The 26,027-nt window shown below is 67.5% G+C and carries 27 protein-coding genes and 1 riboswitch; of the genes, 18 read left to right on the forward strand and 9 right to left on the reverse strand.

Going from position 1 to position 26,027, the window contains the following annotated elements:
• Positions 1-4: 4 nt before the first annotated feature.
• The 4 genes from C560_RS21525 (at position 5) to C560_RS0110160 (ending at position 4,646) form a co-directional block, all read left to right on the forward strand.
• Positions 5-1,012 (forward strand): glycerate kinase, encoded by a 1,008-nt coding sequence (locus tag C560_RS21525; RefSeq protein ID WP_043422915.1) that lies wholly within the window; start codon positions 5-7, stop codon positions 1,010-1,012.
• A gap of 546 nt (positions 1,013-1,558) precedes the next feature.
• A complete protein-coding gene (locus C560_RS0110150) occupies positions 1,559-2,050 on the forward strand; it encodes a carboxymuconolactone decarboxylase family protein (RefSeq protein ID WP_026538129.1) in 492 nt (163 codons plus the stop codon).
• 202 nt (positions 2,051-2,252) lie between these two features.
• Complete coding sequence (locus C560_RS0110155) at positions 2,253-3,590, forward strand: FAD-binding oxidoreductase (protein WP_026538130.1); 1,338 nt, start codon at positions 2,253-2,255, stop codon at positions 3,588-3,590.
• A 186-nt stretch (positions 3,591-3,776) separates the two neighbouring features.
• Positions 3,777-4,646, forward strand: a complete 870-nt coding sequence (locus C560_RS0110160; RefSeq protein ID WP_026538131.1) for a DUF4031 domain-containing protein — start codon at positions 3,777-3,779, stop codon at positions 4,644-4,646.
• A 34-nt stretch (positions 4,647-4,680) separates the two neighbouring features.
• On the opposite strand, the gene C560_RS0110165 is transcribed toward C560_RS0110160, so the two are convergent.
• From C560_RS0110165 to C560_RS0110175, 3 genes are all read right to left on the reverse strand, one after another.
• Positions 4,681-5,154: an SRPBCC family protein gene (locus C560_RS0110165; RefSeq protein ID WP_026538132.1), complete on the reverse strand. Its 474-nt coding sequence runs from the start codon at positions 5,152-5,154 to the stop codon at positions 4,681-4,683.
• 76 nt (positions 5,155-5,230) lie between these two features.
• Positions 5,231-5,644, reverse strand: coding sequence for a YccF domain-containing protein (locus C560_RS0110170; protein WP_026538133.1), 414 nt, complete (start codon positions 5,642-5,644; stop codon positions 5,231-5,233).
• Between the two features lie 144 nt (positions 5,645-5,788).
• Positions 5,789-6,340 (reverse strand): YceI family protein, encoded by a 552-nt coding sequence (locus tag C560_RS0110175; RefSeq protein WP_026538134.1) that lies wholly within the window; start codon positions 6,338-6,340, stop codon positions 5,789-5,791.
• A 524-nt stretch (positions 6,341-6,864) separates the two neighbouring features.
• Here C560_RS0110175 and C560_RS0110180 point away from each other — a divergent pair.
• Positions 6,865-7,773 (forward strand): metallophosphoesterase, encoded by a 909-nt coding sequence (locus tag C560_RS0110180; protein WP_026538135.1) that lies wholly within the window; start codon positions 6,865-6,867, stop codon positions 7,771-7,773.
• A gap of 23 nt (positions 7,774-7,796) precedes the next feature.
• On the opposite strand, the gene C560_RS0110185 is transcribed toward C560_RS0110180, so the two are convergent.
• Positions 7,797-8,867: a glycoside hydrolase family 16 protein gene (locus C560_RS0110185; RefSeq protein WP_231494310.1), complete on the reverse strand. Its 1,071-nt coding sequence runs from the start codon at positions 8,865-8,867 to the stop codon at positions 7,797-7,799.
• Positions 8,868-9,130: 263 nt separating this feature from the next.
• Here C560_RS0110185 and C560_RS0110190 point away from each other — a divergent pair, with 263 nt between their 5' ends.
• The 8 genes from C560_RS0110190 (at position 9,131) to C560_RS0110225 (ending at position 17,519) form a co-directional block, all read left to right on the forward strand.
• Positions 9,131-9,982: a glycosyltransferase family 2 protein gene (locus C560_RS0110190; protein ID WP_231494311.1), complete on the forward strand. Its 852-nt coding sequence runs from the start codon at positions 9,131-9,133 to the stop codon at positions 9,980-9,982.
• Between the two features lies 1 nt (position 9,983).
• Positions 9,984-10,982 (forward strand): glycosyltransferase family 2 protein, encoded by a 999-nt coding sequence (locus C560_RS0110195; protein WP_026538138.1) that lies wholly within the window; start codon positions 9,984-9,986, stop codon positions 10,980-10,982.
• 93 nt (positions 10,983-11,075) lie between these two features.
• A complete protein-coding gene (locus tag C560_RS0110200; RefSeq protein ID WP_018774132.1) occupies positions 11,076-12,176 on the forward strand; it encodes a hypothetical protein in 1,101 nt (366 codons plus the stop codon).
• An 11-nt stretch (positions 12,177-12,187) separates the two neighbouring features.
• Positions 12,188-14,281, forward strand: a complete 2,094-nt coding sequence (locus tag C560_RS21530; RefSeq protein WP_043422918.1) for a glycosyltransferase — start codon at positions 12,188-12,190, stop codon at positions 14,279-14,281.
• An 8-nt stretch (positions 14,282-14,289) separates the two neighbouring features.
• The gene (locus C560_RS0110210; RefSeq protein ID WP_026538139.1) at positions 14,290-16,173 is read left to right on the forward strand and encodes a hypothetical protein; all 1,884 of its coding nucleotides are present in this window, start codon (positions 14,290-14,292) and stop codon (positions 16,171-16,173) included.
• Positions 16,163-16,540: a hypothetical protein gene (locus C560_RS0110215; RefSeq protein WP_018774129.1), complete on the forward strand. Its 378-nt coding sequence runs from the start codon at positions 16,163-16,165 to the stop codon at positions 16,538-16,540. Before C560_RS0110210 ends, C560_RS0110215 begins: the two co-directional genes overlap by 11 nt.
• Complete coding sequence (locus C560_RS0110220) at positions 16,537-16,716, forward strand: hypothetical protein (protein ID WP_026538140.1); 180 nt, start codon at positions 16,537-16,539, stop codon at positions 16,714-16,716. The genes C560_RS0110215 and C560_RS0110220 overlap by 4 nt, the downstream gene beginning before the upstream one ends.
• Positions 16,717-16,814: 98 nt before the next feature.
• The gene (locus tag C560_RS0110225; RefSeq protein ID WP_231494312.1) at positions 16,815-17,519 is read left to right on the forward strand and encodes a LamG domain-containing protein; all 705 of its coding nucleotides are present in this window, start codon (positions 16,815-16,817) and stop codon (positions 17,517-17,519) included.
• A gap of 31 nt (positions 17,520-17,550) precedes the next feature.
• On the opposite strand, the gene C560_RS0110230 is transcribed toward C560_RS0110225, so the two are convergent.
• Positions 17,551-18,153 (reverse strand): phosphoribosylanthranilate isomerase, encoded by a 603-nt coding sequence (locus C560_RS0110230; RefSeq protein WP_026538142.1) that lies wholly within the window; start codon positions 18,151-18,153, stop codon positions 17,551-17,553.
• A 209-nt stretch (positions 18,154-18,362) separates the two neighbouring features.
• Between C560_RS0110230 and C560_RS0110235 the strand changes: the two genes are divergently transcribed.
• Complete coding sequence (locus tag C560_RS0110235; protein ID WP_026538143.1) at positions 18,363-19,028, forward strand: HutD/Ves family protein; 666 nt, start codon at positions 18,363-18,365, stop codon at positions 19,026-19,028.
• On the opposite strand, the gene C560_RS0110240 is transcribed toward C560_RS0110235, so the two are convergent.
• The 4 genes from C560_RS0110240 to C560_RS0110255 all read right to left on the reverse strand — a co-directional run bounded on the left by C560_RS0110240 (position 19,025) and on the right by C560_RS0110255 (position 23,211).
• Positions 19,025-19,852, reverse strand: coding sequence for an ABC transporter permease (locus C560_RS0110240; protein WP_026538144.1), 828 nt, complete (start codon positions 19,850-19,852; stop codon positions 19,025-19,027). The genes C560_RS0110235 and C560_RS0110240 overlap by 4 nt on opposite strands.
• Before the next feature lie 13 nt (positions 19,853-19,865).
• Positions 19,866-20,795 carry an ABC transporter permease gene (locus C560_RS0110245; protein ID WP_197026135.1) on the reverse strand — a complete coding sequence of 310 codons (930 nt, stop codon included), beginning with the start codon at positions 20,793-20,795 and terminating at the stop codon, positions 19,866-19,868.
• A 68-nt stretch (positions 20,796-20,863) separates the two neighbouring features.
• Positions 20,864-22,048 (reverse strand): ABC transporter substrate-binding protein, encoded by a 1,185-nt coding sequence (locus C560_RS0110250; RefSeq protein ID WP_043422920.1) that lies wholly within the window; start codon positions 22,046-22,048, stop codon positions 20,864-20,866.
• A gap of 89 nt (positions 22,049-22,137) precedes the next feature.
• Positions 22,138-23,211 carry an ABC transporter ATP-binding protein gene (locus C560_RS0110255; RefSeq protein ID WP_026538147.1) on the reverse strand — a complete coding sequence of 358 codons (1,074 nt, stop codon included), beginning with the start codon at positions 23,209-23,211 and terminating at the stop codon, positions 22,138-22,140.
• Between the two features lie 236 nt (positions 23,212-23,447).
• On the opposite strand from C560_RS0110255, the gene C560_RS21535 reads away from it, so the two are divergent.
• The 4 genes from C560_RS21535 (at position 23,448) to C560_RS21545 (ending at position 25,876) form a co-directional block, all read left to right on the forward strand.
• Positions 23,448-24,188 (forward strand): FadR/GntR family transcriptional regulator, encoded by a 741-nt coding sequence (locus C560_RS21535; protein ID WP_043422921.1) that lies wholly within the window; start codon positions 23,448-23,450, stop codon positions 24,186-24,188.
• 96 nt (positions 24,189-24,284) lie between these two features.
• Positions 24,285-25,046 (forward strand): cache domain-containing protein, encoded by a 762-nt coding sequence (locus C560_RS21540; RefSeq protein WP_051533091.1) that lies wholly within the window; start codon positions 24,285-24,287, stop codon positions 25,044-25,046.
• A gap of 22 nt (positions 25,047-25,068) precedes the next feature.
• Positions 25,069-25,136: riboswitch (guanidine-III (ykkC-III) riboswitch) on the forward strand.
• A 9-nt stretch (positions 25,137-25,145) separates the two neighbouring features.
• Positions 25,146-25,469 carry a DMT family transporter gene (locus C560_RS0110270; protein WP_026538148.1) on the forward strand — a complete coding sequence of 108 codons (324 nt, stop codon included), beginning with the start codon at positions 25,146-25,148 and terminating at the stop codon, positions 25,467-25,469.
• A gap of 20 nt (positions 25,470-25,489) precedes the next feature.
• Positions 25,490-25,876 carry a DMT family transporter gene (locus C560_RS21545; protein WP_197026136.1) on the forward strand — a complete coding sequence of 129 codons (387 nt, stop codon included), beginning with the start codon at positions 25,490-25,492 and terminating at the stop codon, positions 25,874-25,876.
• Positions 25,877-26,027 lie beyond the last annotated feature (151 nt).

Genomic DNA, 26,027 nt, shown 5'->3' on the forward strand with positions numbered 1-26,027 from the left:
GCCGATGAGCATCCTGGTGGCCCCGGACAGTTTTAAGGGCACCTTCACGGCTGCCGAGGTGGCCGGGCACATCGCGGCCGGCATCCGATCCGCCGGCGGGTCGGCCAGCGAGCTGCCCGTGGCCGACGGCGGCGAGGGCACCTTCGAGGCCCTGGCCCGCGGGCTGGACGCCCGGCCCGTCCGGGTCACCACGATCGGGCCTTGGGGCGAACCCGTCGACGCGGCGATCGGGCTGACCGCCGACGGGACCGCCGTCGTGGAACTGGCCGCCGCGAGCGGCCTTAACCTGCCCTCCGACGGCGGCCGGGACCCCTTCGCGGCCACCACGTACGGCACCGGCGTCCTGATTGCGGAGGCCGCCCGGCAAGGCGCACGCCGCATCGTGGTGGCGGCAGGGGGCTCGGCCACTACCGACGGCGGGGCCGGCGCCATCGCCGCGATCGTGGAACACGGCGGGCTCCGCGGCGCCGAGCTGGTGATCCTGAGCGATGTCACGACGCGTTTTTCCGACGCCGCACGCGTGTTCGGGCCGCAGAAGGGTGCCGGGCCGGCCGCCGTCGAGCTGCTGACGCGCAGACTCGAGCTGCTCGCGGAATTGTTTGTCCGGGACTTCGGCCGGGATCCCCGCCTGGTGGACCGCACCGGGGCGGCCGGCGGCTTCTCCGGCGGAATGTGGGCCCGCTACGGCGCCCGCCTGGTGTCAGGGGCGGACTACGTCCTGGATTTGCTGGGCTTCGACGCGCAACTGGACGCCAGCAGCGCCGTGGTGGTCGGCGAGGGCCGGCTGGATTCCCAGACCGGCCAAGGGAAGATCATCGGTGCCATCCTGGCCCGCGCCGGCACCAAACCGGTGTACGCGGTAGTGGGATCGGTGGATCCGGACCTCGGCGACTACGCAGAGGGCTTTGCACGGATCATCGTGGCGGGCGATCCGGCAGCCATGCACGCGGCGGGGTCCGAACTGGCCCGAGCGGCTTCGGCGACTCGCCCTGCTGCTCCTGCCTACCCGTGAGACCACGGGACATGTCCCTCACTGCCACGCCTGACCACCGGACATGCCCTCCCCCGGCCCGCGCACGGTTGGCTAAGAACTGGACATGTCCCTCGCTGCCACGCCTGACCACCGGACATGCCCTCCCCCGGCCCGCACCAGTGGACATACCCCCCTTGTGCCCATCCACGGACTTGAAGACTGGACATGTCCCTCACTGTCGGACGCGACGACGGGACATGCCCTCCTCAGGCCCGCACTGTTGGCTAACAACTGGACATGTCCCCCGGTGGGGATGAACTGGTGCAGGGCAGCTCCGTGAAGCCCGGCTTGGCGGGGCTCGGCGGGGCGAACCGGGGCCCGGCTCGTAAGGCCCGGCGCGTATGCACCCGGCCCGTAAGGAGCGGCCCAAAAGGCTTGGTTCGGAAGGAGTGGTCCGGCGGCCGGGTCCCCCAAGGAGCCGGCCACCGAACCAAACACTCCCACCCCCAAAGCTTGTCACAGGTTTGACAAGATTGTCACACGCCACTCCGGGCCGTGCCGAAGCCCATCGGTATTGTGGAATCCATGAATGAGACGACGGCACCGCAGAATCCCGAGCACCGGAGTATCTTCCTTGACAAAGCGCACCCCGCTGCCTGGCGCGCACTCAACGGTCTGGGCCTGAAAGCGAAGGAAGCCGCCGCCGAAGCCGGGCTGGACGACACGCTGATCGAGCTGCTCAACGTCCGCATTTCGCAGATCAACGGCTGCGCCTATTGCCTGGACATGCACGTGGGCGATGCCGTCAAGAACGGCGAGTCGGCCCAGCGCCTTGCCGTCCTCCCCGCGTGGCGCGACACTACTCTGTTCTCCGAAAAGGAACGCGCAGCCCTGATGCTGGCCGAGGCCATCACCACAATCTCTGACGCCCCGACCCGCGACCGCGAAGGCGCACAGGCCAGGCGGCACCTGACGGCCGAAGAATTTTCCGCCGTCAGCTGGCTGGCGATCACGATGAACGCGTTCAACCGGGTTTCCATCGTCAGCCAGCACCCGGTCCGCGCCGCCCGCGGCTAACACGGCCCGGTCCGCGCCGCCGCCCGCACCAGGACCCCCGGTCCCCGGACGGCTGGCCGCGACGCCACGGGCAACAATCACGGGCATCAATCACGGCATCAATAGTGTGTGGCTGGCCAAGCAACGAACCGTAGCCACAACTGCCGCCCAGTCGTAAGCTCGAAAAGTGGGGCGGAGCCGCGGTCACCGAGGGAGCACTGCCATGAAGTGGGTCAGGCCGGGTCACCCGGAATACGACGAAACACGACGACTCTTCAACGCGATGATCGACCGCCATCCGGCCGTCATTGCCCCGTGCGCCGATCCGAAGGGGGTCGCCGAGGCGTTGGCGTACGCACGGACACATGGCCTCGAAGTCGCCGTCCGGGCCGGCGGCCATTCCGTGGCCGGCATGTCCATGAACGACGGCGGCCTTGTGATCGATGTTCGTCCGATGAAGTCCGTCCGGGTGGACCCGGAGGCCCGCACTGCCACGGTGGGCGCTGGCCTCACCTGCGGCGAGTTTGACCGCGCCACCCAGGAATACGGCCTCGCCATCACGGGCGGGCGGGTCTCCACAACGGGTCTCGCCGGTTTCACGCTCGGGGGCGGGTCCGGCTGGCTCGAGCGCGCCTTCGGGTTCGCCTGCGACGACCTCGTCTCCGTGGATCTGGTCACGGCCGCCGGCGAGCAGGTGACGGCCAGCGCCCAGGAGAATCCCGAACTCTTCTGGGCCCTGCACGGGGGCGGCGGGAACTTCGGCGTCGCCACCTCCTTTACGTTCGGCCTGCACCAGCTGGGGCCAAAGGTGCATGCCGGGGTGCTGATGTGGCCGGGGGACGCAGCGCCGGAACTCAGCCGCGGGTACCGGGACCTGGCCGTCGCGGCTCCCAACGAAGAGTCCGCCACCCTCATCTACGGGATTGCACCGGCGGAGCCCTTCGTGCCCGCGGACATGGTGGGCAAGATGGCGGTGTACGTCGTGTATGTCTTCGCCGGGGATGCCGAGGAAGGCAAAGAACATGCCAAGGCATACCGGGAACTGGGCCCTGTTGTGGACCTGGTGGAAGATACCGGCTACGCAGACTTCCAGTGCTCCCTGGACGACCCGCCGGGTAAGTACAACTACTGGAGCGCCGACTATCACGACGAACTCTCCGACGACGCCCTGGACGTCATCATCGACTCGGCCCGGAATCTTCCGGGACCAAGCTCCCAGCAACTGATCGCCCATTGGGGCGGGGCGGTGAGCGGGCCGGCCGCCGCGGCCACCCCGCTGCTGAACCGGACCGCCAGTTGGGTGAGCCACCCGTTCGGCCTGGGCGACACGCCCCAGGGCGGGCAGGATGCGAAGGCATGGGTCAAACGCTTCCGCCAGGACATATCCCCCTACGCGACCGGAGGCGTCTGGCTGAACTTCATCGGCGACGAAGGCCAAGCCCGGATCCGCGCGGCCTACGGCGACGAAAACTACGACCGGCTGGCACAGGTGAAACGCGAGTTTGATCCCGGGAACGTTTTCCGCGGCAACCAGAACATCCGCCCCGCCGTCGCGGTATGACCGGCGGCGGACTCCCGTCGCGGCATGACCCGACGGCGGCGGACTCCCGACGGCGGACTCCCGACGGCGGCGCGCGCCCGGCGACGGCGGACTCCCGACGGCGGCCCGCGCCCGGGCGCGCGCCGGTGCCCGCGCGGGCGCCGGCAGTCTGGGCCGCGCGCCCGCGGTCGGGGTTAGACTGCCACCATGGCCGTCTACGTCGATCCGCCGCTCTGGCCTGCCCACGGAACCCGCTTTTCCCACCTCGTCTCGGACACGTCGCTCGCCGAACTGCACGCCTTCGCCGCGGCCGCCGGAATCCCCGGGCGAGCGTTCGACGGCGACCACTACGACGTCGCCGAGGCCCGGTACGAGACCCTGGTGGCAGCCGGCGCCATCCCTGTGGAGGGCCGGGTCCTCGTCCGAAAATTGATCGCCAGCGGGTTGCGGATCCCGGCCCGCCGCCGCGGCAAGGCCCTCCGGGTCCCGCTCCTGAACCGCTGGAACGAGGCGTTGCCAGGCCACGACGCCCTCTTCCTGGACCTGCTGGACCGCTGGGGCGAGGAACACCGGAAATACCACGGCCGCACCCATCTGCTGGCGGTGCTGGAGGCCCTGGACCTGCTTTGCGATCCGGCCGATCCGCCCCGCACCGTGCTGCTGGCCGCCTGGTTCCACGACGCCGTCTACCGCGGCGTGGCAGGCCAGGACGAGGAAGAGTCGGCGCGGCTGGCCGAAGACCGGCTCCGGCACGCCGGCCTCCCGGCCGCCGAGGTGGACGAAGTGGTGCGCCTGGTGCTGCTGACCGCGGACCACTGTCCGGAGCCCGGAGACGACGACGGCGCCCTGCTCAGCGACGCCGACCTCTCCGTCCTCGGCGGGGCACCCGAGGCCTACGCCCGCTACCTCGCCGCCGTCAGGGAAGATTTCGCCCACATCGGCGACGCCGACTTCGCCGCCGGCCGCGCCGCCGTCGTCCGCCAGCTGCTGCAGCTTGATCCGCTCTTCCACACCGGCCGCGGCCGGACACTGTGGCTGGACGCCGCCCGCCGGAACCTGCAGGGCGAACTCGCGTGAGCGGCGTCCGGGCCGCCTCCCGGCAGCCGGGGGCTCAGGCGGCCACGCTGAGGTGATTCGCCAGCCGGTCGAACGACTCGCGCCACCCTTCGCCATGGCGGTCGCGGCTGGCCGCGGAGTCGAACGGCCCCTGGGTGAAGGTCATCTGCGTGCCGCCGTCGATCTCCTCCAACCCGATCGTCACCTCGGTCTCGTAGCCGCGGGTGCCGTCCGGCCTGTCCCAGGCATGGGTGAACATCAACAGGTGCGGCGGTTCAACATCGGTATGCACCCCGCTCCACCAGAATTGCTGCCCGGTACTGTCCTGGATCATGCAGGCACGGTACAGGCCGCCGACTTCGAGGTCCGTGTCGACGCTCTCACGCGGGACATGGAAGCCGCGCGGACCCCACCACTGCGGAGCCTGGTCCGGGTCCGTCAACGCCGACCACACGCCCTGGATGGGGGCCCTGAACTCGCGGACAATGACCAGCATGAGGTCCGTGTCGCCGGATGCCGGTTGGCTCATGGTCCTCTCCCTCGGATTGCTTAAACTGACAGGCGAAGCGCCCCCTGCCCGCTGGCCGCGCTGGCGCTGCCGGCGCCTAGCGCCGGCCGGGGCTGTAGGCGGTCACATACGGGGTGTTGCTCGGGATGATCTGCTTGCCGAGCGGCATCAGCGAGATGGGGATGAGCTTGAGGTTGGCGATCGCCAGCGGGATGCCGATAATCGTGATGGCCATGGCGAAGGCCGTGACGACGTGCGCGATCGCGATCCAGAGGCCCGCCACAAGCAGCCAGATGACGTTTCCCACCAGGGTAAATATGCCGTTTCCACCGGGCTTGTCCACCACCATGCGGCCGAAGGGCCACAAGGCATAGGACGCGATGCGGAACGAGGCCAGGCCCCACGGGATGGTGACGACCAGCAGGCAGCAGACGACACCGGCCAGAAAATATCCAAGGGCCAGCCACAGGCCGCCGAAGAGCAGCCAGATGATGTTCAGGAGTGTCTTCATGGATTCATTCTCGCCCGTAGGAGTGACATTCGGATCAGCGGCTGACCCGGAAAAATCCCTGACTTGCGCGCCCGGCCCCGGAGAGGTTCCCCCGAGACGGGGTGAGGGGTGCCCGGCCCCGGATTGGGCACCCCGTTTCGGCGCTTAGGTATCGGTCTGCTTGACCATGGCGGCCTCAACGTTGATCTTGACCTTGTCGCTGACCAGCAGGCCGCCCGCTTCGAGGGCGGCGTTCCACGTCAGGCCGAACTCCTTCCGGCTGATGTCCGCCTCGGCACTGAATCCGGCCCGCGTGGCGCCGAAGGGGTCCACCGCCACGCCGGTGTATTCGACTTCGAGCTCCACGGGCTTGGTGACGCCACGGATGGTGAGCTCGCCGGTCAGCACATAGTCCTCCCCGTCGCCCCGGATCCCGGTGGCCCGAAAAGTCATGTCGGGGAACTGCTCAACGTCGAAGAAGTCCGGGCCGCGGACATGGCCATCGCGGTTGGCGTCGCCCGAATCGAAGCTGGCGGTCTTGACCGTGGCGTGCAGGCTTGCGTCCGCCAGTGACTCGCGCACCCTCGCCTCGGCGGAGGCCTCGTTGAACCGGCCGCGGACCTTGCTGATGCCCGCGTGCCGGACGCTGAAGCCGATTTCGCTGTGGGACATGTCCAGTGTCCACACTCCGGGGGTCAAACCTTCGGGCAGAGTCACAACGGTCTCCTTCGAGCAGTGGCGGGCCTGTCCCGCCGGGGCGGTCGGGGTATTCCCCACTTTGCATGCTAACGAGGAAGCACGTCCCGGGCTAGGTCCCACCGGCCCTGACGCGGGACACGCGGCACGCGGCACGCCAGCGGCCACGCCGGCCGGCGGCGTCGGGATTTCCGACGGCGGATCCAGCCAACCGGGGCCGACGCGTTCTCTGGCCTTCGCTCCACGGCCGGGTTACTCTGGCCTATAAATGCCGGGCAATCACCGAATTTCGCGGAACTATTCGCACAGTCCTGATCAACCCAATGATGTGAGGAATCGTGGCCGGGTCCCTGGGGAAACGTGGCAAGGCGGGTATCGGCGCTTGCTTGCTGAGCCTGGGTCTGCTGCTTTCCGCCTGCCAGCCCGGGCCGCCGGAACCCTCACCTCGCCCGAGCTCCGGCACGCCGTCGTCCCCCGCACCGTCGTCCCCACCGCCGTCCACCGCGCCGCCGTCGTCGTCTGCCGCGCCGTCGGCAGGCGAGCCCGTGCACTTCACCGCCCAGGGTGACATCGGCATCGGCTCGGGCGCCAAGAAAGTGCTCGACGCCATTGCCGGCCTCAAACCCCACCTGAACCTCGCCCTGGGCGACTTCGCGTACAAGGCCGGACTCGAACAGGAGTTCTGCGACATGGTCACCGCCCGTCTCGGCGAGAACTTCCCGTACCAGTTGGTGACCGGGAACCACGAGAGTGATGGCCGGGATGGCGACATCGAGAAATACGTCCAGTGCCTGCCCAACAAGATGCCCGGCCTCCAGGGCGAATACGGCGTCCAATGGCGCCTGGATGTCCCCGAGCAGAATCCGGTGGTCCGCTTCATCATGGTTTCCCCCGGCATCGACTTCCGGGGCGGAGAGCCGCTGGACTACTCACGGGGCAGCGAACGCTGGCGCTGGACCGCGGACGCCATTGACGAGGCCAAATCGCAGAACATCCCCTGGACGGTGGTGGGCATGCATACCCCGTGCCTGAGCGTCGGCAACTACGACTGCCAGGCGGGGCAGGACTTCACGAACATGCTGATCGAAAAGCAGGTGGACCTGGTCCTGTCCGGCCACGACCACGTCTATCAGCGGACGCATCAACTGGCCACGGGGGGAGGCTGCACGGAACTCGTTCCCGCGACCTTCACCTCCGGGTGCCTGGCCGATACCGATGGCACCATGGCCCAGGGCACGGGGACGGTGTTCGCCACCGTCGGCGTTGGCGGCGTCGGACTCTACAATGTCAGATCCGAGGACCCGGAGATGCGTTACTTCGCCAGTACATCCGGAAAGAACCAGGACCCGGCTTTTGGGACCCTGGATGTCACGGCGACGACGGATGAACTGGCCGCCCGGTTCATTCCCGCCGACGGCTACAGCTTCTCGGATTCCTTTACCCTCCGCCGGTAAGCCGCCAGACGCGCCACGAGGGCTCAGGCCGGCACCCAGATGCTGACCCAGTCCAGGTAGACGTGGCCCTGGGTTTCCGGAGCCGGACACAGGGGCAGGCAGGATTCGGTCTGCAGGATGAAATGCATGGGCGTCGAGGGCACGTCCGTTGTGCTCGCGCCGATGGATCGTCCGTCAATGAAGAACTCAACGCGCCCGGGGGTCCACTCCGTCGTGGCCACATGCCAGTCTGTGGAGACTTTATTGGAAAAGAACTGTTCAAAGCTCTTTGGATTCAAGGACATGAAGTGGGCAGCCGCCGTCAGGATTGCTCCGAGATCGCCTTCGGGGAAATCTATCTCCCCGTCCCGCGGCCAGATGCCACTATCCGGCCACAGGAGCCACGCCGTCTTGAAGCCAGGCATGGCATCTCCCCTGTACCGGACTGAGTAGCGGCCGTACAGCATGCTGTTGGCCCTCGGGGGATTCTTGCTGGCATTCGGGAATTTGGGAGTGGGCGCGGCACCCATGAAGACACCGTTTTCCGAATGCATGAACCAGTCCAGGACGCCGTTCTTAACGCTCAGGACTTTCGAGGGGTAGTAGCCCGATTTTCCGCCGCTGACCTGTCCGTCCGTATCCGGTGTTCCGTCCTTATATCCGGCACTCCACCGGTCCCGGTAGAGCGGCCCGGGAAAGGAGCCCAGGGGGACGTCGCCGCCGGAGAAGTCCTCCACGAAGACGTTCCTCCATCCGGGCAGATCCCCCGACATCGCAGTGGCGGTGGTCCGGTCCGGAGGCGGTGCCGATGTCCGGGCGGGCCGGGACGCCGGCGCGCTCTCCGGCGCACGGGTGGCAGGGGTGGCAGAGGTGGCAGGGGCGGCGCCACCCGCCGGCGGCTCAGTCGGCGCCACCGACTGGAACCCGGGCTGGGCCCCTGTTCCGGCGTCGGCCGGCGGGGCCGCCGGCGATGCCGAGACGGACGTGAACAGCGGCCGCTCGCCCCGTGGAGCGGCATCCGAGCCGCACGCGGCCAGGGCCAGGACCGGGCCCAGGACCATGGCGGGAACCGCCAGGAACCGGAAGGTGGGGGGACGCCGGCGTCCTGCCGGCACGCGCCCCCATATGACGGGTGTCCGCATCCGGCCAGTGTCGCATGGAGGCAACGGTCCATCAACAGTTTTGCATCATTTTTGGTTGAACTTTCAAGTTAATCCAAGGTTAATGCAAGGTGATGAAACCAAACTTAAGGCCTGGGGTATATCACTAAGTTGTCGACGACCGAACAGCGTGAGCATTGGGTCTATTTTCCGGTCGGAGGAGTCGGGAAGCGCTGCAGTTGCGACGAGCAGAATTACGTCATTGAGTGGTGAGGCCAGTGTCCATCCCGAATCTCAAACCGAACGTGCGCCCCCAAACGACGCCCCCGCCGGCAAATCCCTCGGTCAGCGTGGTGATCCCCACTTTGAACGAGGCATTGAACCTGCCGTGGGTGCTGCGGCGGATGCCCTCTTATGTGGATGAGGTGGTAATTGTTGACGGCCGTTCCCTGGACGGCACAGTAGAAGTGGCCCGGGCCTTGCGCCTGGACGTCGTGGTGGTGGCAGAGCCCCGCCCTGGCAAAGGAAACGCCGTGCGCGCCGGATTCGCCGCGGCCTCCGGCGACATCATCGTCATGCTCGACGGCGACGGCAGTATGGACCCCCAGGAGATCGGCTGGCTGGTGACTCCGCTCCAGCACGAATACGACTTCGTCAAAGGCTCCCGCTATGTGACGGGCGGCGGCTCAGACGATCTCACATGGCTGCGCAGCGGCGGAAATAAGATGCTCACCCGGCTCGCGAACGCGGTCCTCCACAGCGACTACTCGGACCTTTGCTACGGCTACATCGCCCTGCGCCGCGAATGCGTTGACATTCTGGAGCTGGAGTCGGACGGGTTCGAGATCGAGACTGAACTGATTGTGCGGGCCTCAAGGGCCGGCCTGCGCATTGCCGAGGTTCCCAGCCATGAACTGTCCCGCATCTCCGGGCAGTCAAACCTGCACACGTTCCGGGACGGCTGGCGGGTCCTCCGCACCTTGGCCCGCGAGCGCGTGAGCTGGGAGGCCCCGACTGCCGGCGCCCGCCCCGAAGCCCTGCGTCGGGTCAAGTACAAATACCCCAACGAGGCCTTCCCACACGTTCCCACTGATCCCAGCAGCGTCCTTGGCGTACGGGCGGGCGAATAGGATGTCCGAGAACTCCAGCCTTCCGGCAGTATCCGTGGTCATTTGCTCCTACTCGGAGGACCGGTGGGACCGGCTGATCGGCGCCCTGGACTCGGTCCGCACCCAGACCTTCCCGCCCAAGCAGACGATCGTCGTCGTCGACTACAACGTGGACTTGTACAAGCGTCTGATCTTTACTGTCCCGGATGCCGTAATTGTCGAGAACACCGGGCCCAAGGGTCTCTCCGGCGCCCGCAACACGGGAGCGGGCATCGCCAAGGCAGAGATCGTGGCCTTCCTCGATGACGATGCCGAAGCCGAACCGGACTGGCTCGAACGGCTCGCGGCGATGTACGACGATCCCGACGTTCTGGCGGTCGGCGGCCGGGTGGAACCGCTCTGGGAAGCCGGACGGCCGGGCCACTTCGCCAACGAGCTCGACTGGATTGTCGGCTGCACCTACCGGGGAATGCCCAAAGTCGCTGCCGAGGTCCGCAACGTCATTGGCGCGAACATGTCCTTCCGCGCCAATGTCCTGGAACGGGTCGGCGGTTTCAACACAGCCTTGGGCCGCCAGGACGCCGTCCCGCTGGGCTGCGAAGAGACCGAACTGTGCATCCGCGCGGTGATCGGAGCTCCCGGATCCCGGGTGGTCTATGAGCCCGCGGCCCTGGTGCACCACCACGTCCCGGCCGAGCGCGGCACCCTGCGCTACATGCTTGCCCGTTCCTGGGGCGAAGGGATTTCCAAGGCGCAGGTCAGCAGGGTGGTCGGCCACAAACGGGCGCTCGGGCCCGAACGGCGCTATGTCCGGCAGGTCCTGCCACGTGCGGTGTTTGCCGGAATCCGCGGTTGGCTCGGCGGCGGGGACCGCGCCGGGCTCGTCCGGGCAGCGGCCATCATCGCCGTGCTCGCGGCCACCGCGACCGGCTACGTGCGCGGCCGCCGCCTGCCTGCGGCGCCGTCGCCGGCCAAAGCGGCCGCGGTGTCGCCGGAAGAGCCGTGGCGGGAAGTCAAATGAACCGCGCAATGCCCCTCCCCGTACACCGCCCGGTGCAGGCCCTGCACCGGGAACCACCCGACCGCAGAAACCCGACCCCAGAAAGCTTGGATCATGAGCCAACCTGAGCGCGACGTGAAACAGCCCATTGGCGCCTCTGCCGGAGCCTCCTTCGATGTCCACGGGATCGTGGGCATCGACGTTGAAGCGGGAACGCCCGGGGAACCGCAACTGAGAGACATGCTCGCCCCGTTCCTGGGGACCTCAACCGCGCCGCGGCGGATCACGATCGGCGCCAGGATATCGCCGATTTCCAGCCAGTCGCACGCGGAGGATGCCTACCGGTTCACCGGGGAGTCCCTCTATATTCCGGCGGACCGCGTGCAGATCATCGAAACGAAGGACGGGTACCGGATCGAAGGCGCCGGCGAGCTCCTGACCTCCGTGATTCCGCTGCTGGACCGATTGTGTGTCCAGGAGGAGACTGCCATGATCCATGCCGCCGTGGTGGACTTCCGCGGCTCCGGGGTTCTCCTGCCGGCCTGGGGTGGGGTTGGAAAGACCAGCACGGTGGCGAAGCTGGTGGCCATGCCCGACGTGCGGTTCATGGCCGACGACTGGGCCTTCATGGGCGCCGGCGGAATGCTCATGGGCTACGCCAAACCGATGTTCATCAAGCCCCACCACCGTGCCATCTACCCGGACATGTTCCGGGGAACGCGCAAGCCCCTGGCTCCCGGATGGCTGACGACGCCGGTCGCCCATCTGGCCACGGCGGTCCATCCGGTCATTGTCCGCTATCCGAAAACAGCCGCGTTCACCCGGCGCTGGTCCCCCGAACACCGCATGGTGCAGCCGGAGCACGTTTTCGGGGCGCAGCGGATCTCGTCCGCGGCGCCGGCACAGCTGGCCATTTTCCTCGAGCGCTTCGACGGCGCGGACGCGCGGCTGGAAGCACGCAGCGCCGAATGGATGACGTCCCGGGTCGTCGGCAACTTCCATTCGGAACTGCCCATGGTCTCGCGGCGCCTCGTCGAGGCCCTCGGCGCCACCAGCCTCGTCCCCCTCGAGGAACACTTCGGCCAGAAGGCGGCCGTGGTGCGCCGGGCCCTGGAGGACGTTCCCTGCTGGCTGCTCCGGCTGCCCGCCGCTTGGTCAGCGGACCAGGCCTCTGACTTCATCGCGAATCTGGTTCGTTCAAAACTGGATGAGTGAGGCGAGGCCACGTGAGCGATCTGAAGGTGTCGGTTGTTGTTCCGGCGCGCAATGCCGCAGCGTGGCTGGGCGAGTGCCTGGAATCGATCCGCAGCCAACACCCGTACGAATTGATCGTCGTCGATGGCTGCTCGACGGATGACACTGCCGAAATCGCCCGCGACTGCGGCGCGACTGTCATCTCCGATGAAGGGCGCGGCCTGCCTGCCGCACGGATGCTCGGCGCCCGGAGCGCCACCGGTGACGTTGTCGCCCTGATCGACGCCGACGTCGTCCTTCCGCCGAAGAGCCTGCCCCGGCTGCTGGCCGAATTCGAGGCCGGCGGTTACGACGGCCTGCAATTCGGGCTGGCCAGCGAAGCCGACGGCCCCGGCTACTGGGGGGCCGCGCTGGCCTGGCACCACAACCACAGCCGGGTGCGCAAGTGGTTTGGCGTCAGCGCCACGCTGATGCGCCGCGACGTGCTGCTCAACGTCGGGTTCGACGACGACTTCCGCTCCGGGGAAGACGTGGAGCTTAGGATCCGGCTGGAGCAGGCAGGGTACCGGCTCGGTGTCTCCGACTCCGTCGTGGTCAGGCACCGGTTCGACGACACGTTCGACTACGCCCGCGACCAATGGCTTCAGGATGGGGCCGGGACGGCCCGGACCGTCCGCAAGCACACGCGCCGCGCCGGCTGGCTGGTGATGCTGCCGCTGCTGGCCACCGTGCGCGGCGTCGGCATGTCCCTGGTCCGTGCACCCCGCTTCCTGCCGTACTGGATGGGTTTCCTGCTCTACAACTACCGTGCCATGGCCGGCGAGCTCCTGCGGCCGGCCCACAAACCGATCTCGGTCGGCGGGAACGCGGCCTGGCTGGCCGCCGCGAGGATCGCCCCCATGGTGACGGGCTTCCTGTTCTGGGCACTCGCGGCCCTGGTGCTTCCGCCGGAGGAAATAGGTCTTGGGTCTGCGGTGGTCGCCGCCGCGCTCCTGACCGTGCAGCTGGGGATGTTCGGCGTCGGGCCCGCCACGCTGACGCTCCTGCCCGCGGAATCGGACGGCGGCCGGCGCCTCATCGCCACCGGTCTGCTTACCGTCGCAACGTTCTCCCTGCTGGGCGCGGTCCTGTTGGTTGCCGTCACGTACTGGCTCGGCACAGGCGTGGGCGAGGCCTGGGTGGAACCCCTGGTCACGGTTCTTTTCCTGGCCACGGCACTACTCGCCGCCAGCGCCTACCAGCTCGACCACGTGGGCGTAGCCCAGGAACGGGCCGACCGTACGCTGGTCAGGAGCCTCGCGCAGTCCCTCGTCCAGCTCCTCTTCCTGGCCGCCGCGTTGGCCGTCGGACTCCGTGATCTGGCGGTGATTGTGGGCGCCGTTGCCGCCGGCGCGCTGGCCAGCGTCCTCGTAGGGCTGCGCCAGCTGGCCCGGGCTCACATGTCCCCCGACTGGAAGCACGGCTTCCGGCCTCGTCCGGCCCTGAATCTCCTGAAGCCGGGGCTTCCCAACCATGCCCTCACGCTCGCCGACCGCGCACCCGGCTACCTGCTCCCGCTCATCGTTGCAGCTACTCTGGGCCCGGCGTCGACTGCCGCGTGGTACGTGGTGTGGATGATGGCCTCGGCGGTGTTCTTCGTGCCGCAGTCGGCCGGGTTTACCCTGCAGACAGCCCTCGCGGGAACGCGGGCGCGGCCGGGCCTGGTGGGGTCCGCGCTCCGGGCCAGCTTCATGCTGACTCTCGTGGCCGGGCTGATACTGATGCTGGCCGGCCCCCTGCTTCTGGGCTTCCTCGGGCCGCAGTACGCGTCCGCGTGGATCCTCATTCCCATACTCGTCCCGGCGCTCCTCCTAAGTTGCGTGACCCAGGTCTACTACGGGCTGTGCCGGGCCCAAGGGCGGCTTTTCGAATCCACGATTGTCGCCACCCTGGCCGCCATCCTGGTCGTGGCACCCGCCGCGGCCGTGGCCCAGCAATATGGCCTCACCGGCGTCTCAGTCCTCTGGGCCGTTGCACAAGCGGCTGCCTCGCTGATTGCCACCTGGCGTCTGATCACCCTGACCCGGATGAAGCCCGCCGCCACCGCAGGCGAGATTCCTTCAGCGGCGCGCCACCAGCCGACCTGAATCGAGAAATGATGACACACGAATCGACAACGAGCCTCCCGGTGCGCACCGCCCACCGGCATGAGGCGCATGCGCACCTAGGCGGTGCCAAGCCGCCCACCCACCGCAACCTCGGGCTCACGCCGGCGTGGCACATCGGTGCCCTGGCAGCCGCCGCCGCGGCCGCGCTCGCCCTCGGCGTGTGGAGCATGAACCAGGTCAATCCCTTTCAGATCGGCGGGACCGGGCTGATTGACGCCCTCCCGCCTGCCTATTTCGTTGCCCTCGCGCTCAGCCTCGCCGGATTTGTCGCCTCGCTCAGCCTCCGCCGCCTGGTTCCGGCTCTTCTGACCTGGCAGCTCCTGGTCACAGTGGTTCTCCTCCATGGCGCTGACTCCATCATCCATGGCCTGCCCCGGCTCGAGGCCAGCTTCCGGCATCTGGGCATTGCCGACACCATCAGCCAATCGGGCCAGCTGGATCCGACCCTGGACGCCTACTTCAATTGGCCAGGATTCTTCAACGTGCTGGGAACGCTCTCCGGGGCGACGGGCGCCAAGGACCTTTTCGGCATCGCAACCTGGGCGCCGGTGGGGATCAACATCCTCCTGCTCGCACCACTGCTTGCCCTCGCCCGGCGGTTGACGGCAAATCCGCGCCAGGCGTGGGCGGCTGTCTGGATCTTCTACCTGGCCAGCTGGATTGGACAGGACTACCTGTCACCGCAGGCGTATTCGTTCTTCCTCCTGCTCACACTGGTTGCGTGCCTGCTCAGCGTCTTCGGCGGTTGGGCCTGGCCCACGGAGCGCACCAGGTTCTCCCGGTGGCTTGCCCGCAACGTCAGCAAACTCGACAGCTCGGTCCCGCGGTATGGCGCCGCGGAACCGCAGCGGGCCGACACCGCGATTCTCGTGGTGGTCTGCGCGCTGATCCTGCTTGCCATGACGACTTCACATCAGCTCAGCCCCTTCGCCGTGATCCCCATCCTGGCCGCGCTCCTGCTGACCGGACGTCTCCGGCTGCGCTTCCTGCCGGTCCTGGCCGTGGTCCTGCCCGTCGGCTGGCTGCTCTTTGCGGCTTCCACCTTCCTGGAGGGGCACTTCGGCCAGCTGCTCGGCTCGCTCGGTGACATCGGCGCGAACAGCCTCGGCGCACTGAGCACCAGGGTCTCGGGAAGCGACGCCCACATGTTCGTGGTCTACACCCGCATGGCCGAGGTCGCCCTGGTCTGGGTGCTCGCCGTTGCCGGCGCCATAGTCGGCTACCGGCGGAAGGCACCCTGGCTCGCGGCCGCTGCTGCGGCGCTGGCGCCGCTGGTCCTCGTTCCCCTCCAGCCCTATGGCGGTGAACTGCTCCTGCGCCTGTATCTCTTCAGCCTTCCGTTCGCCGTCTGCCTGGCGGTGCTGCCACTGATGTCAGACAGTGCCGCCGGACTGAGCCTGCGCCGAGCCCTTGCGCTGCTGCTGATGGGCGCGGTACTGGCTACAGCCACTGTCGTCTCCCGCTACGGAAATGACGGCATGGAAAGCTTCAACGACGACGAAATCGCCTTAGTGAACCGCCTGTACGCGACTGCGCCCACCGGTGCCGTCCTCATTGAGGCAGTTCGCAACACCCCGTGGAGATACCAGCACTACGCGGACTACGACTACCGGGCGCTCGTTGCTGCCGAGCCCATTCCCAACGCCGCGCCGCTCAGCTGTGACGCGGCCAACCAGATCGCCCACAAAGCGGGCGCGTACCTCATCGTTACCGAAAGCCAGCAGGAGGCAGCCGAACTTCGCGGTTCGACTCCCACCGGCGACCTTCAACGTTTTACCGCCACATGCGCCACGAGTCCTGGCTGGACGAAGGTTTTTGAAAACGCAGGCGGCGTGATTTTTCACATCGAAGGAGTTAGTAATGGCAACTGAACGCAGCTACGTGAGCTATGCGACGGCAGCCGTCGCCGTAGCAGCCATACCGCTCTCGTTTGTCGGCCCTGAGGGCCTGCGCCTGGCGGTGATAGGGCTGCTGATGCTGGCCGGACCCGGAACAGCGCTGGTGCTGCTCCTCCGCTTCGACCCGCCGCGCTCAGCCCAGGCCACTGGAGCGCTTCCCCTCAGCATCGCCATCGCAATCGCCTTCAGCCTCGCGATGTCCACGCTCGTGGCGACGGCGATGATCTATGCACGTCTCTGGTCACCGCCGGCGGCCGTATGCCTGCTGTCGGCCCTGACCCTCGTCTTCCTGGGCCTTGAGCTCAAGAGGCCAAAGCGGGTCCTGGTGCACGCAAAATGATCATCTTCCTGACGGGACTGGCCACCATGACGGCCCTCGTGAGCTGCGATGTGCTCCGCGTGTTGCAGCCGGACAAGGCACTCCCGCGCGCCGTGGTGATCACCACCGCAGCCCTGCTGGCCATAGTCGGTGTCGCGGTGGTCATGCAATTGGTGCATCTGGCGCAGCTGGCATGACAGAAATCGCCCGCCCGGTGCCGCAGCACCGGGCGGGCATCAATAAGTCGAACCAATCACGGAAAGTATCTTCAATGAGAAAACTTAGAACACTCAGCATGGTTGGCACGCTCGGAATGCTCGTAGCCGGTTCCCTTGTCTTCGGTCCGGCCCAGGCCGCAACCGCCGCAACCTGCAGCCCCGCACCGACCAACTCCTATCCCGGCACCGTTGTGCTCGCCACCAGTTTTGAAGCGGGCGGCTTTTGCGGCCTCATCCCCAAAGTGTCCGGTACCGGCACCGCAACGATTACCACCTCGCTGAAACACACCGGTCTCCGGTCAGCCAAGCTGCATGTGACCACGGATTCCGGTTCGCTCGCCAACCTGTCCTCACCGGCGTTCCCCTCGGGAACCAAGACCTCCTACGCTGACGGCTGGTTCAAGATCACCGTGGCCGGCGTGTCCGGCAACGATGTGCCGTACTTCCGGTTCTTCTCCGGCTCCACCCGCGTCGCGGACATCTACCGCTACAACAGCAACGGGCAGCTGTGGCTCCGGGTCACGTCACCGAGCGGCACCTTTGTCTATACGAAGCTGATCTCCGGCAGCATCACGCTGGGCGACTGGCACCACGTGTCCATGCGGGTGACCGCCAACGGCAACACGTCCACAATCCAGGTATGGTTCGACGGCGTGCAGCGATACAGCAGCACGAGCGTCAAAATGCTCGGGACCAGCCTGAGCAAAGTTCAGCTCGGGGCCGAGCACAACCGGCAAAAGGGCGACGAATACATCGATGACGTCGTCATCAAACGCTCGTAGCGACCTCTGCTGGTCCGCGGGCGGCCCAGCCTCATTCAGGCGCCTTGGCCGCCCGCACGAAATTCCCGATCTTGACCAAGTCCTTGATGCCGCGCGCCGACTCGACGCCGGAGGACACATCGACGCCCCACGCCCCGGCCTCCGCCGCTGCCCGGGCAACGTTGGCCGGGTCCAGACCGCCGGCGAGCAGCCACTTGCGCCCGGCAAGAGATTTGGCCCGTACCGAACAGTAGTCCCAGGCCTCGCCGGAACCTGGCACAGCGGCGTCAATCAGGAGCAACTCCTCGCCCCAGTCATCGAAGGCGTCCGCGGCGGCGGCCATGGTGACGGCCCTGATCAGCTTCATCCCGGCGTCGTGCACTGTCCGGACGTCGGCGGGTGAGCGGTCGCCGTGCAGCTGGACCCAGACCAGGCCCGCCGCACGGGCGACGGCGACGGCGTCGGCGGCCGGTTCGTGCCGGAACACCCCCACCGCGGGCAACCCGCTCGGGACGTGGCCAAGGAGGTTCCTGACCTGCTCCGGCGTGACCTCCCGGGGGCTGCGGGTCAGGACGAAGCCGACGGCATCCGCGCCGGCGCCGGCCGCGATGCTGACCGCATCCGGGGTGCTCAGGCCGCACACTTTGACAAACATTCGGGCTCCTTCTGCGTGCTTCCTGCCTCCGACGTTAGCAAGGCCGGGCCTCCGCCGCCGACTTTGCGTCGGCGCCGGCACGAGCGTGCACAGTCCGGCCGGCGCCGGCACGAGCGTGCGCATCCCCGCCGGCGCCGGCACGAGCGTGCGCATCCCCGCCGGGGCCCGGGAAGCCCGGCGTTCCGGAAACGGGCCGATAGGCTGAGGCCATGGAGATCATCCGCTACGCCGAGCTCAAAGCCCACCCCTGGCGCAACGGCGGCGGGGTGACCCGCGAAGTGGCGCGCCACCCCCGGACCCGGTCCGTGGAAACCGCCCTGCAGACCGCCCCGCGAGATACAGGGCAGGACAACGCCTGGGACTGGCGCGTCAGCATAGCCGAAGTCTCCAAAGCCGGCCCCTTCTCCGCCTACGCCGGGATGGACCGCGTACTGACCGTGATTGACGGCGACTTGCTGCTCCTGAGCGTGGACGGGGCCGAGCACCCGCTGGAGAAGTACCGGCCGTTCCGGTTCTCCGGCGACGCGGACTCGGCGGGGGCACTGCCCACCGGCGACATCCGGGACCTGAACGTCATCACCCGCAACGGCGCCTTCAAGGGCTACACCTCCATCATCGAGCTGTCCAAGAAGCGCGCCCATCCGGTGTTCGCAGGCCAATTTGGCATCCTCCTGCAGGGGCAGGGGACCGTCAGCCCCGGGACTGCCGGCGGCCCTCCCACGGAGCCGACGGCCGCCGTCGCCCCGGAGCCGGAGCGCGTCGAGCTGAACCGCTACGACGCCGTCGTCGGCTCTGATACCGAGACGCCGGAAATCGTGGGCCGCGGATTCCTGGCTGTCGTCTCGATCGACCCTGCGGAACCCGGCACCGTTTAGCGCCCGTCCGCCTTCACGCGGGCGCCGCTGACACGCACAGAGTCCCCGGACAATCGCTGCGCGAGCCAGATAGGTACGATCGAGACCACGATCAGCACGACCGCCACGACATTGACTACAGGTGCCTGGTTCGGACGGAAGAGGTTCTGCAGGATCCAGATCGGCAGCGTGGTCTCCCCGGCCCCGATCGTGAACGTGGTGACGATGATCTCGTCGAAGCTCAGCGCGAAGGCCAGCAGGCCGCCGGCCAGCAGCGCCGAGCGCAGCTGGGGGAACGTCACCAGGCCGAAAGTGGTGAAGACACCGGCGCCGAGGTCGGCAGAGGCTTCCTCGAGGCCGGCGCTGGTGCGGCGGAGCCGTGCAATGGCGTTATTGAACACTGTCACCATGCAGAAGGTCGCGTGGGCGATCACCACCGTCCACAGGCTCAGCGGGACGCCCAGGATGGTGGTGAACATATTGTTCAGGGCGATGCCCGTGACAACCCCGGGCAACGCGATGGGCAAGATGACCAGGAGGTTGATGACGTCGCGGCCGAAGAAGTCATAGCGCTGCAATGAGATCGCCAGGAGCGTCCCCAGCACCAGCGAGATGATGGTCGATACGACTGCCACCCACAGGGAGGACACGACGGCCTCCCGAACGCCGGGCGAGTCAAAGGCCTTGACCCACCAGTCCAGTGTGAAGCCCTTCGGCGGCCAGCCGAAAGTCCGGTCCGCGTTGAACGAGTTCACCACCACCAGCAGCAGCGGCGTGTAGATGAAGAGCAGCACCAGCGCCGTGATGATGCCCAGGACCACCTTGGCGCTGCGGGAAAGTCTCATGATGCTCCTCGCACTACAGGTTGTTCAGGGCGCCGGTGCGGCGGACGACGAAGAGGTAGAACATGATGATGGCGATCGGCACCAGCGATACCGCGGCGGCGAACGGCAGGTTGTTGGCCGCTCCGACGTTGGCGTAAATCACGGTGCCCAGCATCTGGGTGGTCCCGCCGACGATCTGCGCCGTGATGTAGTCGCCCAGGGACAGGGAGAACGTGAAAATCGTGCCCGCGATGATGGAGGGGACCAGCAGCGGAAGCATGACGAGGCGCATGGTGGTCAGCGGCTTCGCACCCAGGTCCCCGGAGGCCTCCAGCAGGGAGTCGGGCACCCGGTCAAAGCCCGCGTAGATCGGCAGGATCATGTACGGCAGCCAGATGTAGGACAGGGTCAGGATGACGGCGGTTTCGCCGTAGCCCGGCGAGGACAGGCCGATCGGGGCCCCCAGCCACTCCAGCAGGCCACCCTCGGACAGGACATTCCGCCAGGCGTAGGCCTTGACCAGGTAGCTTGCCCACAGCGGCATCAGCACGGCCACCACGAGCAGCTTCTCCCAGCGGGCGGGAGCGACCTTGGCGATGAAGAACGCGATGGGCAGGGCCAGGATCATGTCAATCACGGTGACTGCCACGGCGATCCACAATGTCCGCAAAGTGATCCGCTGATACACCGGATCGGTCAGGACCGTGACAACGTTTTCCGTGGTCCAGACCGTGGACACCTCCCCGGTGAAGGTATCCACGGTCCAGAACGCGGTGATCAGCAGTGCCGCCAGGGCGGCGATGTAGACAAGCACCAGCCAGCCCGCCGGGGCGGTGAGCAGCGCTGCCAGCCTCAGCCGGGGTGAGCGGTGCAGCAACGCCGAGAAGGCGTTGGTTTTCGCCCGGGGCACAGCCCCGGCATCACGGGGCGGGCCGGGCGGCAGCTGTTGCGTATGAAGTGCCATCTCGCCTTAATCTCTGCCGGCCGCCGGGGCCGGCTTGTTCTCGCGGTCGTGGTGCGGCGGAGCCGGAATCAGCCCTTGATTTCCGTCCAGGCCTTGGTCCATTCCGAATAGTCGGTGCACTTAACGTCCTTGCGGCCGTCGAGGCATTCGGCCACCGGCGTGGTCCAGAACCAGATCTTGTCGGCGTAGGCCGCATCGCCTGAGTGGTACGTCTCGCAGTGCTTGGGATCCTTGGTCAGCTCGCAGGACTTCGCGTTGGCCGGGGATTCACCAAAGTACTCCGCCACCTGGGCGTTCGCCTTGGGGCTGGCGATGTAATCGAGCCACTTGTAGGCGCAGTTCGTGTTCTTGGTCTTGGAGCCGATCATCCAGGTGTCCGACCAGCCGGTGGCACCCTCTTCAGGGACGAGGGTCGCGACCTTGGCGCCGTCGGTCGTCGCGATATTGGCCCCCACCTGCCAGGTGGTGCCGACCACGGTGCTCCCGGACGTAAAGGCCTGGACTTCCTTGACGACGTCGCTCCAGTACTCGCCGATGTGCGCGCGCTGCTGCTTGAGCAGGTCGACGGCCGCGGCCAGCTGGTCCTTGTCGAGGGCATAGGGGTTCTTGATGCCCAGGTCCGGCTTATGGGCCATGAGGTACATGGCGGCATCGGCGATGTAGATGGGCGAATCGTAGGCCGTGACCTTGCCGGTGTGCTTGGCGGCGTCGTCAAACACCGCGCTCCAGGAGGCGGGCGCCGGGGTGACCTTGTCGGTGGAGTACATCAGCAGGTTGGCGCCCCAGCCGTGGGGCATTCCGTAGTTGACGCCGTTGACGGTGTTCCAGGCTTTGTCCTTCAGGAACGGGTAGATGTCCGGGTAGTTCTTCAGCAGGCTCATGTTGACCGGTTGCACGTCCTGGCCGGCGATCAGGCGCAGCGACGCGTCCCCGGAGGCCGAGACGACGTCGTACTGTCCGGTGCGCATGAGTGTCACGGCCTCGTCCGAGGTGCCGAACGGCTTGAAGCTGACCTTGCATTGGGTCTCTTGTTCAAACGGGTGCACCCAGTCGACTGCCGGGTCGTTGCTGCCGTCCTCGACATAGCCGGGCCATCCGAGGATGGACACCTGGCCTTCACCGGTGCCGATCTCGGTCTTGGCCGGCTGCGCCGACTGTGAACCCGATCCGCCGCTGGTTCCGCAGGCCGACAGCGCGAGGGCTGCGGCCGCAACCACCCCGACCACGAGGGAGGCCTTTGTTCTTGGTGCCATGATCCGTACCTTTCGCTGTGGAGAAAAACGTTGGACTGGGGACGCTGCGCCGCGGCACGGACGGGAACCCTGCCCGGCCCGGCCCGGCGTCAGGTGCCGGGTGCCGGAAGCCAAACGACGGCGTCGTCGTCCCAGCTGACCGTGACGGGCCCGTTCACCAGATCGGCGTCGCTGCCGGGCAGCTTTTCCGGAACGAGCACGACGACGGCGGGTCCGCCGTCGAGCTGCACCCGCACCTGGGTGGCGTGCCCGACGTAGACGAACGACGTCACCGTCCCGGGCCGGGAGGTGGTGCCGGAGCGGCGCTCCGGCTCGCCGGTCCACGCGACGCGCAGCCGCTCGGGACGGATGCACAGGGGATCCGGCCGGCCATAGATCGCCTGGGCCTGGCCGGCATCGAAAATATTGGAGGTGCCGACGAAGTTGGCCACGAAAATGCCTCCGGGGCGCTCGTAGATTTCGTGCGCGGTACCGATCTGTTCGATGCCGCCGTTGTTGAACACGCCGATCCTGTCGCTCATGGTCAGGGCCTCCTCCTGGTCGTGGGTGACGAAGATGAAGGTGATACCCAGCGAGCGCTGCAGCTCCTTGAGCTCGACCTGCATCTGTTGCCGGAGCTTGAGGTCCAGTGCGCCGAGCGGCTCGTCCAGCAGGAGGACCTTGGGCTCGACCACGAGCGCCCGGGCCAGGGCAACCCGCTGCCGCTGGCCGCCGGAGAGCTGGGCGGGTTTGCGGCCGAGGAACTTCCCGAGCTGGACCCGGTCCAAGGCCTCCCGGGCCCGCTCCCGCCGCTGTTTCCCGGGCATGCCGCGCACCCGCAGCCCGTAGGCGACGTTGTCCACGAGGGACATGTGCGGGAACAGTGCGTAGTCCTGAAACACGGTGTTGACGTCCCGCTGGAACGGCGCCATGGCCGTGACGTCCTTGCCCTCGAGTTCGATACTTCCGGACGTCGGCAGCTCGAAGCCGGCGATGAGGCGCAGGACCGTGGTCTTGCCGGAGCCGGACGGGCCAAGCATGGAGAAGAATTCCCCGTGGCGGATGTCCAGGTCCACGCCATTTACCGCGACGGTGTCCCCGAAGACCTTGGTGAGCTTGCGCAGGCGGATCGCCGGAACCTCTTCGTTTCCGGTCGAGGTGCCGGCGGCCAGTGTTTCGGTCATGGGGTGCGCCTTACTCCGTTGCCGGATCGTCCACAGGAGAGCCACGCAGCGGAATGTGATCCAGTCCACACTGGGCTGCTGGCCCAAATGCTATTACTCCATAGGTTTTGTGTATAGACCCTCCGGCAAAGCCCGGATTAGGATGTCATCAGCCCTGGGCGACGCGGGGCGGCGCCGCGGAAGCTGCAGGGATGCGCGGCCCGGGGCGGGTACCGCCGGAGGGAAGGGAGGCCCTGATGCTGTTGACGCCCAAGGGCGCCTCCCGGAGCCTCGCGGCCGTGTTCACGCCGATCAAATCACGCGGGCTTGTGGATGAAGTGTGCGGCCGGATTGAACAGGCCGTGGAAACCGGACTGCTGACCAGCGGCCAGCGCCTGCCGAACGAAACCGAGCTGGCCGCAGCCCTCGGAGTGTCCGCGGTAACGGCGCGGGAGGCCCTTTCCCAGCTGCGCGCCTCGGGAATTATCCGGACCGCGCGCGGCCGCAGCGGCGGAAGCTTCATCGCCGACGACGTGCTGCCCTCCCGGGAACGGGCCCTTGCGCAACTGCATGAGCTGAGCCGGCTGCAGATCAGGGACCTCGCGCTGCATTACCAGGCGATCGCCGCGGCCTGTGCGGGGGTGGCGTCACGCCGTTCCGACGCCGCAGACGTCGCCACGTTGCGTTCGTTCATCCCAGCAGCGGATGACGACTCCCTCAGCTGGCGCCTTGCCCTCTCAGAGTTCCTGCTGGAAGTCGCGGCCATTGCCCGCTCCGCCCGGCTCGCCCGGGAGCTCATCCGGCTGCAGGCAGATCTCGGCACCCTCACGCTGCTGCCCTGCGCCGACCCCGGCTACCGCGGGCGCACCGCCGTGATCCTCGGGGACGTGGCAGCCGCCATCGAGGCCCACGATCCAGGGGCCGCCGAAACGGGGGTCAAAGCCCTCATCTCCGCAACCACCGACTGGCTGCTGACCGAGCAGGCCAAAAGCTATTGACCGCACCCGCGACCGCCCCCCGCATCACAGAACCACGATCCTGACCGCCCACCTTTGACCGCAAATGTCCGGCACCTTCGAGCTAAGGCAGCAACGATGTCCGATACCGCCTCCACCACTGGCCCCGCCACAGCGTCCGTGGCAGCGCCGGCCGAACCCGGCCCAGTTGAGAAGGCAGCAGGGCTGGCCGCCGCCGAACTCGACGCCACCATCGCTGCCATCGAGCACCGCCTGACGGCGTGGGCCGCTGACGCCGGGGCCGCGCTGGCCGCCCTATCAGGCAAAGTCACGGGCACGGCCGTGGACAAACTCATCCGTCCGGTGGTCGAGGAACTGGTGAAGCTGCCCGGCGGCTACGCGGCCGGCGCCGGGTTCATCGCCAATGCCGGGCTGCTCGGCCCCGAGCGCAGCTATATCGCATGGTGGCAGGGCCCGGACCTGGAACACGTCGACGCGCTGGCCAACTTCAGTCCCAACTCCATCAGCCGCTACGTCAAGGCCGAGTGGTTCCGGATCCCCGTGGAAACGGGCCGGGCCCACGTCACCGGGCCCTACGTGGATTTCCTCTGCACCGACGAGTACGTCCTGACCTTCACACACCCGGTGTTCACCCGCCCGGACGGCCCGGTCGCGGGAATCGTGGGCATCGACGTCACAGTTCAGCGCCTGGAACGCGGAGCCATGGCGGCCCTGCGGCGGATCGGCGGCCGGGCCACCTTGGCCAATGCCGACGGCCGGGCCGTGGTGTCGGCGGCGTCCGATATCGACGCCGGCGATCTTACGGCACCGAACGAGCCGTGCGCGCATTACCCCGTGGGGCGCACGTTCATTCTCTGGAGCGACGCAGTCGGGCGCTGACGCGGATTTGCTAGAATTGGTGGCCAAGGCCCCCTCTTCCGGGCCTCCGGACGACGGTTCAGTACCCGGAACGCGACAAGACTGGCCACAGGAGCTGTCATGTCGTGGCTAATACTCGTTCTTTCCGGGGCGCTGGAGGCCGTCTGGGCCGCGGCCCTGCACCGGACCGCCCAGGCCAAGGGCCGCCGCCGGCTGGTCCCGGCCTTCGTCTTCCTCGTTTCCGTCCTCGCCAGTACCGGCGGCCTGGCCGTCGCCATGCAGTCCATCCCTACCGGAACGGCCTACGCCGTGTGGGTGGGGGTCGGCGTCGTCCTGACGTCCGGCTACGCGGTTGCCGCCAAAGTTGAGCGCCCGACCGCGGCGCGCATCCTGCTTCTTGGCGGGATTGCCGCGAGCGTCGTCGGCCTGAAGCTGGTGGCGTGACAATGATGAAATCAGCAGCAATGTCATGGATGATCCTGCTCGCGTCCGCTGTGCTGGAGGCGGTTTGGGCCACGGCGCTGGGCCTGTCCGATGGGTTCTCCCGCCCGCTGCCGACCCTCGTGTTCACCGTGACGGCCACCCTCAGCATGGTGGGGCTCGGCCTGGCAGTGAAACGCATTCCGCTCGGCACCGCCTACGCCGTCTGGGTGGGGATCGGCGCCGCACTGACGGTCGGCTGGGCGATGGCCACCGGCGTCGAACCGGCCAGTCCGCTCAAGCTGCTGTTCACCGCCGGAATCGTCGGCTGCGCGGCGGGCCTGAAGCTCCTCCCGCCAACGGCGGACTCAGAGCAACCGGCAACGCACGCCGTCCGGCCGGCCTCCCCCGCGGAAACTCCCCACGTTTAGGGCGGTACGACGGCGTCGCCCTACCTTTGACTGCTGCGCCGTCGCGCCGGCCGCGCAGCAGTCAAAGGTGGGGAGAATCGTCGGCCCGGCCGATAACAGGGGGCCGGAATAGCCGCGCGCCATCTGGGGTTCTTGGCAGGGACGGAAGTCC

Source organism: Arthrobacter sp. 9MFCol3.1 (assembly GCF_000620385.1).
In the GTDB taxonomy this organism is placed as follows: Bacteria; Actinomycetota; Actinomycetes; order Actinomycetales; family Micrococcaceae; genus Arthrobacter.